Below are 255 nucleotides of genomic sequence, written 5' to 3'. Positions count from 1 at the left end.
AGAGCGAACAAGTCGGTGGCATGGTCGAGCGTTACACCAAGGCCATCGAAGAAGACGGCGGCAAGATCCACCGTCTGGAAGACTGGGGCCGTCGTCAGCTGGCCTACGCCATCAACAACGTGCACAAGGCCCACTACGTTCTGATGAACGTCGAGTGCAGCGCCAAGGCCCTGGCTGAGCTGGAAGACAACTTCCGTTACAACGATGCCGTGATCCGTAACCTGGTCATGCGTCGCGACGAAGCTGTCACCGAGC

Annotated in this window: 1 protein-coding gene; it reads left to right on the top strand. The window is 59.2% G+C overall.

What is annotated here, in order from left to right; genetic code table 11:
- Positions 1–255, top strand: a 255-nt coding sequence (gene rpsF / locus ACLJNW_RS26650) for a 30S ribosomal protein S6 (protein WP_410961573.1), incomplete at both ends; no start/stop codon positions are given.

Origin of the sequence: Salmonella sp. SAL4457 (genome assembly GCF_046548235.1) — a bacterium.
Classification (GTDB): Bacteria; Pseudomonadota; Gammaproteobacteria; order Enterobacterales; family Enterobacteriaceae; genus Salmonella; species Salmonella enterica.
Note: the sequence above shows the minus strand (reverse complement) of the source record. Positions and strands in the feature narration are given on the sequence as shown.